We start from the raw sequence: 7341 nt of genomic DNA, 5'->3' as shown, positions 1-7341 counted from the left end.
CCGCCCGCGCCGTGTGCGCCGAGCCGACGGTATGGGGGGAACTCCGGCTCGCGCGCAGCCGATGACCAGTCGGCTTCACTGTGTACAGCGCCGCGGGTGCCAGAAGTGTCACACCGGGGTGTGGGCACCGTGCCGCGTTGGTCCCCCACCGGGGGCTCCGCCCCCGGACCCCCGGTGGGGGTCGGTTGCGGCCGGTGGGCCGGTTGTGCCCACCCGTTCCGCCCTTTGCGGAACGCATGCCCACAACCGGAGGTAGGAGGTAAAGGGCGCCCCGCCCCCGGTACCACGGCGCCGGCGTCACGACGCCGGCGTCACGACGCCGGCGTCACCGCATCCGGAAGCAGCAGCCGCTGCGGAACAGCCGCGTGCGGCAAGAGGCGGGAAGGGCGGTCGTTGCCGTTGCCGTTGCCCCTGCCGTTGTTGCCGCCCTGGCGGCCGTCGTCGCCCAGGAGGTGCTCGCAGTACGTGCGGATCGCCGCCGTGCCCGCCGCGCCCGCGGTGTGTTGCAGGTCGCGGAATTCGCGCTCGTCGACACCGCCGCCGCTGCGCCGCTGCGTGGTGAGGAAGTCGCGGCACAGGCGGGCGGCCCACGCGGTGCCGCCGCGTCTGTCGTCGCCGCCGTCGTCGTCGCCCTGGTGGTTGTTGTCGTCGCGGCCGTCGTCACGCCGCGACGGCGTGGGCAGGCCGTCCGTGGAGCGGTCGTCCCTGCCGCCGTGCCCGGGGGTCGGGCCGCCGCCCGGTGCGGGAGCGCCGGGCGCGTGCGGGCCCTCGCTCGCGCGGGGGGCGCCGCTCCTGCCGGGGGACGGCGAGGCGCCGGGGCCGCCCGACGGGGGCAGCGGGGTCTCCAGGCCCGCGTCGTCGAGCGCGGAGACGCTGGCGCTGGTCTCGGGCTCGCTGGTGGTCCGGCCGAAGGGCGCCGAGAGCACGCCCGTACCGGCCGCGACGGCGACGCCGCCCAGCGCGCACCCGGCGACGGCCATCGCCACGGCGACCTTGACGGGCCGCCAGCGCCCGAGGGCGCCGCGGACCTTTTCGGCAACACCGGCGCCACCGGCCGCGCCGGCGTCGACGCGCGTAGGCGACGGGGCCGCCGGAACCGCCGCGTGTGCGGCACGGAAGGCCGCCAGCGCCGCCTCCTCGCCGGGCAGGACGGCGTCCGGCGCCGCGGGAGGCGGGGTCAGGGAACGCAGCAGCTCCGTCAGTCCGGCCGCCTCGGGCGGCAGCGGCGACGTGCCCCGCGCGTCCCCGTCCGCGTACCCGTCCGCGGCCCTGTCCGCGTACCCGTCCTCCGTGCCCGTCGCGGGTGCCTGGCCCAGCAGCCGCTCCACGGCGTCGTCATCCAGCCAGTCGTACCGGTGGTCGTCCGCCATCACATGTCCTTCTGCGTCCGCGTGCGCAATTGCGTCACACCGGCAGAAGCGTTCACTCCGGTGTGTGATGGGTGGGCCTGCCGCTGACCGGGGAGGGCCTCGGGCGCCGTCACCAGTTCGGCGAGGCGGCGCAGGCCCCGGTGGGCCGCGGTGCGGACCGCGCCGGGCCGCTTGCCGAGCACACCCGCGGCGCTCTTCGCGTCGAGGCCGACGACCACGCGCAGGACGACCGCCTCCGCCTGGTCCTGCGGGAGCTGGGCTATGAGCGCGAACGTGTGGTCGGTGCCGAGGGAGGCGAGGGCCTCCCCCGCCGTGTCCGCGTCGGCGGGGCGGGCCGCGAGCTCGCTCTCGTCACCGCCGATGGCCGGGCGCCTGCCGCGCATCCGTATGTGGTCGAGCGCGCGGTTGCGGGCGATCCGCGCCGCCCAGCCGCGGAACCGGTCCGCGTCCCCGCTGAACCGCCCCAGGTCGCGGGCTATCTGGAGCCAGGTCTCGGAGGCGACGTCCTCCGCCTCCGACTCGCCGACGAGCGTGCGCAGATAGCCGAGCAGCCGGGGATGGACGGCGCGGTAGACGGTACGGAACGCCGTCTCGTCCCCACCCTGCGCCGCGCGCACCGCGGCGGTCAGCTCTGTGTCGTCCCCCTGCACACCCTCATCCTGCCCCACTGGGAGATTCCGCGGCTCAGTAGCCCGCCGGGCCGTTGCCGTAAGGATTCTGCGCCGAGCCGCCGCCCCAGCCGGGCGCGCCCGGTGCGCCGTAGGGCGAGCCCCCACCGGGTGCCTGCGGACCGGCCGGGCCGGGCTGTCCGTACGGGCTCGCTCCCGTGGCACCCGTCGGTCCCATCGGGTTCATCGGGTTCATCGGGTTCATCGGCGCCATAGGACCCATCTGGCCCATCTGGCCCATCTGGCCCATCGGAGTCATCGGGGCCATCGGCGCGGGGCCCAGGAGCGCGCGCTGCTCCTGGAGGCGCGCGAGCTGGCGCACGACGAGGATCGCGAGGACACCCGCGGCGAACATCAGCGCCGTCGCGAAGGCCTCCATGTTGGCGGCGGTCTTGAGGGAGCCGATGTCGTCCCGCCAGGTGGTGCCGTCGTAGTGCGACGACACGATCCGGCCGGTGGCCGACCCGGACTTCACGGCGGCCGCGGTGGTGACGACCGCGGAGCCGATCCACAGCGTCCACCACGCGTTCACCAGCCCCTTGGGCGGGTGCTGGCCCACCGGGGCGCTGGCCCGGTAGATGTCGTCGGCGATCTGCTTGGGGAACCAGAGGTTGACGACGGGCGTGAACCACGCGCCCACCGCCCAGCCGGTGGTGAACCGGTGCGTGCCGGGCGCGAACAGCTCGGCGTTGACCCGCGCGCGCCGGAACCACACGACCCACAGCACGCCCGTGGCGATCAGCAGCACGTAGTGCAGCACGCTCGCCATGAGGGCGAACGCGCCCGCGCCGTCGGCGTCGTCGGCGTTGGACCTGCTGATGCCGTCGTCCAGGATCGTCTGGAGCGCCGAGGCCTGCTCCACACGCGCGAAGAGGACGAACAGCAGGCTCGCCGTGGTCAGCGCCAGCATCACCGTCAGCGCGACCCGCAGCCCGTTGCGCAGGTCCACCGCACCGCCGGCCGGGCCTCCCATCGGACCGCCGACCGGGCCCGCCATGGGCGCGCCGGGAGCGTACGGGTAGGGCGGCGGCGCCTGCGGGGCGAGCTGCTGCTGGTACGCGCCGCAGGCGGCGCAGCGGCCGTCCGGGCCCACGGCGGCGGCGCGGCATCGACCGCACGGATACATCGGTTCGGCCCCCTGGGGACATGGTTTCGGTGATCGGCAGGTGGCGCCGACGACTGCGGCGCGGACCCGCACGTTACGGGGCGGGAGCCGGACCCGTCCAGAAACGGCCGACGCCCGGCGGTATGACAGTTTGAAACCTCCCCTCCCTGAGGGAAGGGGATTCCTCACCCTCCAGGGCTGATGTGGGGATTTCCGGCTCAGACCGCCACCGGGACCAGCGGCCCTGGTGGTCTTACGTCCTCAGCACCGGCCGGGTTGAGACCAGCCCGGACGAGCATCACGCGGGCGGAGTTCTTGTCCCTGGGCGAGACAGTTCCACACACGGTGCAGGTGTAGGTGCGCTCACCCAGCGGCATGCGGTGCTTGGCTCTCGCCCCGCAGTGCGCGCAGTCCATCGTGGTGTGCGCGGGGTGTATCAGGTGCACGACACGGCCGTGCTTGCGGGCCTGTTCGATCAGGGCCTGCTTGGTGGCGGAGATGGCTCCGTCGGCGGCCTTTCCGGCCATGGTGGTCTTCGCGAGGAACTTCGGGCGGAAGTCCTCGACCGCGATGTGGCCGAAGTCGCGGACGACAGTCCTGGCCCATTTGCGGCCGGTGTCCTGCCGTTGCCGGGCGATCTTCTTGTGCAGCTTCGCCGTCCGCTTCTTCGCCCTCCGGTAGCCCTTGCTGCCGGGCTTGCCCTTCGGCGGCTTGCGCCTCGCCATCATCCGCTGGTACTTCGCCAGCTTCTGCGCGGCGGTCTTGCCGTGCTGGGCATGGAGAAGATCATGCGCGTCGGATGTGGTGACCGCTGTCTCCCTCACGCCCCAGTCGATACCGATCGCGCGACCGGTTTCCGGGAATGGTTCGGTCCCTGCGGGGACAACGAACGAGCAGTACCAGTGCCCGACGGAGTCCTGATAGACGCGGACCGAGGACGGGTCGGCCGGGAGTTCCCGCGACCACACCACCGTCAGAACGATCCCGCCCGCGAGGTGCAGCTTTCCGTCCTTGAGGCGGAAGCCGCGCTTGGTGTAGCTGAGCGACGGGCGGCTCCCGCGCTTCTTCTTCCACTTGGGCATCCCGGCACGCTGCCGCATCGGCAACCGTTCCCTGATGTCCTTCTGAGCCTTGGCGCGGGACTTGCCGAAGTCCCGGATCACCTGCTGCTGGGGAACGCTGGAACCCTCACGCAGCCACGTCATCGACTGCCGGGCCTCAGTCAGCATCCTGTCGAGCTGCGCCGGGCCGCACGTGTGCTTGTCAGCGCCCTCTGGTCGCTGCTTGTTCCACTGGTGGGTCCGCTTGGACTTGGCGACGGACTCGTTCCAGATCCACCGGCAGCGGCCCCACTCCGCGTGGAGAGCGGTCCGGGCGGCGGGCGACACGCGAAGCCGGAACGTCCACCGGGCGTGCCCGGCACCCTCGACTCCCTTCGATGCCACCATGATGTCACCATAACATCATGATTCGTTTCGCACTCCGCATCCCCGAAGACTTGCACGAGCGACTGACGACCCAGGCGGCTGCCGACCGGCGGTCCATCAACTCCGAGATCCTGCACCTGATCGAGGTCGGGCTCGCTACCGTCGGGGCGGACACCGAATCGCCCGGCGGCAATTCGGCTCCTCCCGCCCCGCTACGCGGGAAACCGGATTCCTCCCCGGCCTGAAGGCCGGGGCATCCTCCGGTCTTCAGGTGACAGATTTCGGCCGTGCGGCGCTGTAGGAAGTGCGGGCTTCACTGGGGTCCGCTGCGGACGGCGGTCGGGGCTCTCCTGTGGGGGGTGGCGCCCCGACCGTCCTCCTTATCCGGCTTATCCGGACTTCTCCGGGTCTCCCCGGCTACGCGCCCTCGGCGGCCGCCGCGTCCTTGACCGAGACGGTCAGGTCGTTCGTGACCGTGAAGTACGGGCGCATCCGGAGCTCGCCCACCGCTGCCGCCGGGAAGGTGTCGATGCCCTTGCGGTCCGCGAAGTCCCCTGCCAGACGGCCCACGCGGACGAGCGCGGCACCAGCGGCCGGGCGGACGAAGAGGTCCCAGAGGTCCTGCTCGTCACCGACGCGCTTCGCCATGGGGGCGTACGGGAGGCAGCCGGTGCCGCCCGCGAGCGGTGCCCGGACGTCGCCCGCGGCCCCGTCGCCGTGGCGCAGGCGGGCGACGAGTTCGGCGCCGTCGCCGAGTTCCGCACCGTGCGCGGTGACGGTGACGGTGAGGCCGTCCTCGCCCACCCGCACCTCCTCGGCCTCGGCGTGCCGCTCGCGCAGCCAGGTGCGTACGGCCAGGAAGCCGTCGCTCGTCCCGTACGGCACCCAGGCCGCGACCCCGGCGGCGCCGACGGTGAACGGGAGCCCGAGCAGGCCCTTCTGCTCGACCAGCACGGCGGTCAGACGGCGCCGGGTCTTGTCGCCCGCGCGCTCCACGTAGGTGTCCCAGCGGCCCTCGGCCAATGTGTGCGCGGCGCGCTCCAGGCGGGCCGTGCCGTCGGCGGCCAGCGGGACGCGCACGGCCTCCTTGCCCTTGCTGCCGCGGTGGCGGAGCAGGACGTGGGTGTCGGCGGGGGTGAGCTGCCCGGGGCGCAGCCGGACCGTCAGGGAGCCGTCGGCGTCGACGGCGCAGCGGGCGTCCGGGTTCGGAACGTCGGCCTCGGCCACGGGGGCGGGGACCGCCCCTGCGGCGGGCTTGGCGCGGCCGCCACCGAACAGGCCGCGCAGGAAGCCGCCCTTCTTCTCGTCCTTGACCGTCGCGGGAGCCGTGGCCGTGCAGCCCGGGCGGAGCTCCTCGAACAGTTCCTCGTAACGCTGCGCGATCCGGGCGGGCTCGTAGCGGTGCGCGGTCTCGCGCGCGGCGGCGCTCAGGCGGGCGCGCAGCGCGGCGTCGCCGGTGAGCTTCAGCAGGGCGTCGGCGTAGGCGTCGACGGTGTCGGAGTCGTCGAGCGGGACGAGGACGCCGTCCGTGCCGTCCGTGAGGATCTCGCGCGGGCCGTACGGGCAGTCGGTGGCGACGACCGGCAGACCCGCGTGCATGGCCTCGACGATGGTCATGCCGAACGACTCGGCGTCCGAGGCCACGGCGGCGACGGCACCCTTGGACCACTCGGTCTCGATCGGCGAGCGGGCACCCATGAGCGTGACGCGCTCGTAGAGCCCGAGCTCCTCGATCTGCTTGCGCAGCCTGGCCTTGGCAGGGCCGCGCCCGTAGATCCGCAGGTTCCAGTCGGGGCGCTCGGCGGCGACCTTCGCGAAGGCGGCGATCAGCCGGTCGTAGCGCTTGACGGCGACGAGGCGGCCCGCGGAGACGATCAGCTTCGACGTGCCGTCGGAGGGCTCGGCGACGGGCGCCGGGACGGCGTTGGGAACGGAGAGGATGCGCGCCCCCGCGTCGGGCAGGGCCTCCCGGTAGTGCCCGGCGTCGGCCTCGGAGACCGTGGTGAAGGCGTCGAGCGCGGAGATCGCCGGGTCCATCACGGCGTGCAGCTCCGGCACGTGCGCCTCGTGGGTGAGGTGCTCCTGGCCGAAGCGGAGGTAGCGGTCGCCGTCGCCGTACTTCGCGAGATAGCCGATGAGCTTCGGGCGGGTGGCGATGACGACGTCCGCGTCGGTGGCGGCGAGGTGGGCGGCGACGCGCCGGTCGGTCAGCGCGGTCGAGGCCATCCGGCCGTTGTCGATGCGCTCGTCGCGGAAGATCTCGCTGGGCCGCTGGTTGAGCGGGTCCTCGTACTCGTCGGTCTCGGTGCCCTCGCGGAGGTCGACGAGGGGGGTGAGGCGCACCCGGGGGTCGATGGTGAGCTCGGGGTCGTCCACGGGGCGGTTGACGCTCACGATCCGCACGTCGTGCCTGTCGGCGAGGGCCGCGGCGAGGTTGACGGTGGAGCGGATGGTGCCGCCGATGCCGTACGCGTTGTGAAGCAGGAATTCGATCTTCATCGGGCCCTCGTTCGGGGGTGCGGTGGCCGTGGCCGGGTGCGCGGGGTCACGGCGTGAGGCTATGCGGTTGGCGCGGCGCGGCTCCAGTCCGCTTGCGGGTGCGGGTCCGGTGGGACTTCTCGCGCCCGCGCGGCGGAGCCGCACAATGTCACAGCCCCGCGCCCCTGACCGCCCACGAGCTCGGTGCGCTGTGCTCGTCCGGCGACTGCGGGCCGGTGGGGGCTTGTCGCGCAGTTCCCCGCGCCCCTGATGGGGCGCGCCCAGTCCTGCGG

Annotated in this window: 6 protein-coding genes; 1 reads left to right on the top strand and 5 read right to left on the bottom strand. The window is 73.4% G+C overall.

Going from position 1 to position 7341, the window contains the following annotated elements:
• Window positions 1-311 precede the first annotated feature (311 nt).
• From K6I34_RS27420 to K6I34_RS27405, 4 genes are all read right to left on the bottom strand, one after another.
• The gene (locus K6I34_RS27420; RefSeq protein ID WP_229329749.1) at window positions 312-1370 is read right to left on the bottom strand and encodes a hypothetical protein; all 1059 of its coding nucleotides are present in this window, start codon (window positions 1368-1370) and stop codon (window positions 312-314) included.
• Window positions 1370-2020 (bottom strand): RNA polymerase sigma factor, encoded by a 651-nt coding sequence (locus K6I34_RS27415; RefSeq protein WP_121800730.1) that lies wholly within the window; start codon window positions 2018-2020, stop codon window positions 1370-1372. The genes K6I34_RS27420 and K6I34_RS27415 overlap by 1 nt, the downstream gene beginning before the upstream one ends.
• Before the next feature lie 34 nt (window positions 2021-2054).
• Window positions 2055-3164, bottom strand: coding sequence for a DUF4328 domain-containing protein (locus K6I34_RS27410; protein ID WP_229329747.1), 1110 nt, complete (start codon window positions 3162-3164; stop codon window positions 2055-2057).
• A 197-nt stretch (window positions 3165-3361) separates the two neighbouring features.
• Window positions 3362-4591 (bottom strand): transposase, encoded by a 1230-nt coding sequence (locus K6I34_RS27405; RefSeq protein ID WP_229329745.1) that lies wholly within the window; start codon window positions 4589-4591, stop codon window positions 3362-3364.
• Between the two features lie 17 nt (window positions 4592-4608).
• Between K6I34_RS27405 and K6I34_RS38710 the strand changes: the two genes are divergently transcribed.
• On the top strand, window positions 4609-4815 hold the full coding sequence (locus tag K6I34_RS38710) for an Arc family DNA-binding protein (protein ID WP_308294065.1): 207 nt from the start codon (window positions 4609-4611) through the stop codon (window positions 4813-4815).
• A 172-nt stretch (window positions 4816-4987) separates the two neighbouring features.
• On the opposite strand, the gene K6I34_RS27395 is transcribed toward K6I34_RS38710, so the two are convergent.
• A complete protein-coding gene (locus K6I34_RS27395) occupies window positions 4988-7069 on the bottom strand; it encodes a glycosyltransferase (protein ID WP_229329743.1) in 2082 nt (693 codons plus the stop codon).
• Window positions 7070-7341: the final 272 nt, after the last annotated feature.

The sequence above is a fragment of the Streptomyces sp. UNOC14_S4 genome (assembly GCF_020740835.1).
Classification (GTDB): domain Bacteria; phylum Actinomycetota; class Actinomycetes; order Streptomycetales; family Streptomycetaceae; genus Streptomyces.
This window is presented reverse-complemented; position numbering and strand designations above follow the sequence as displayed.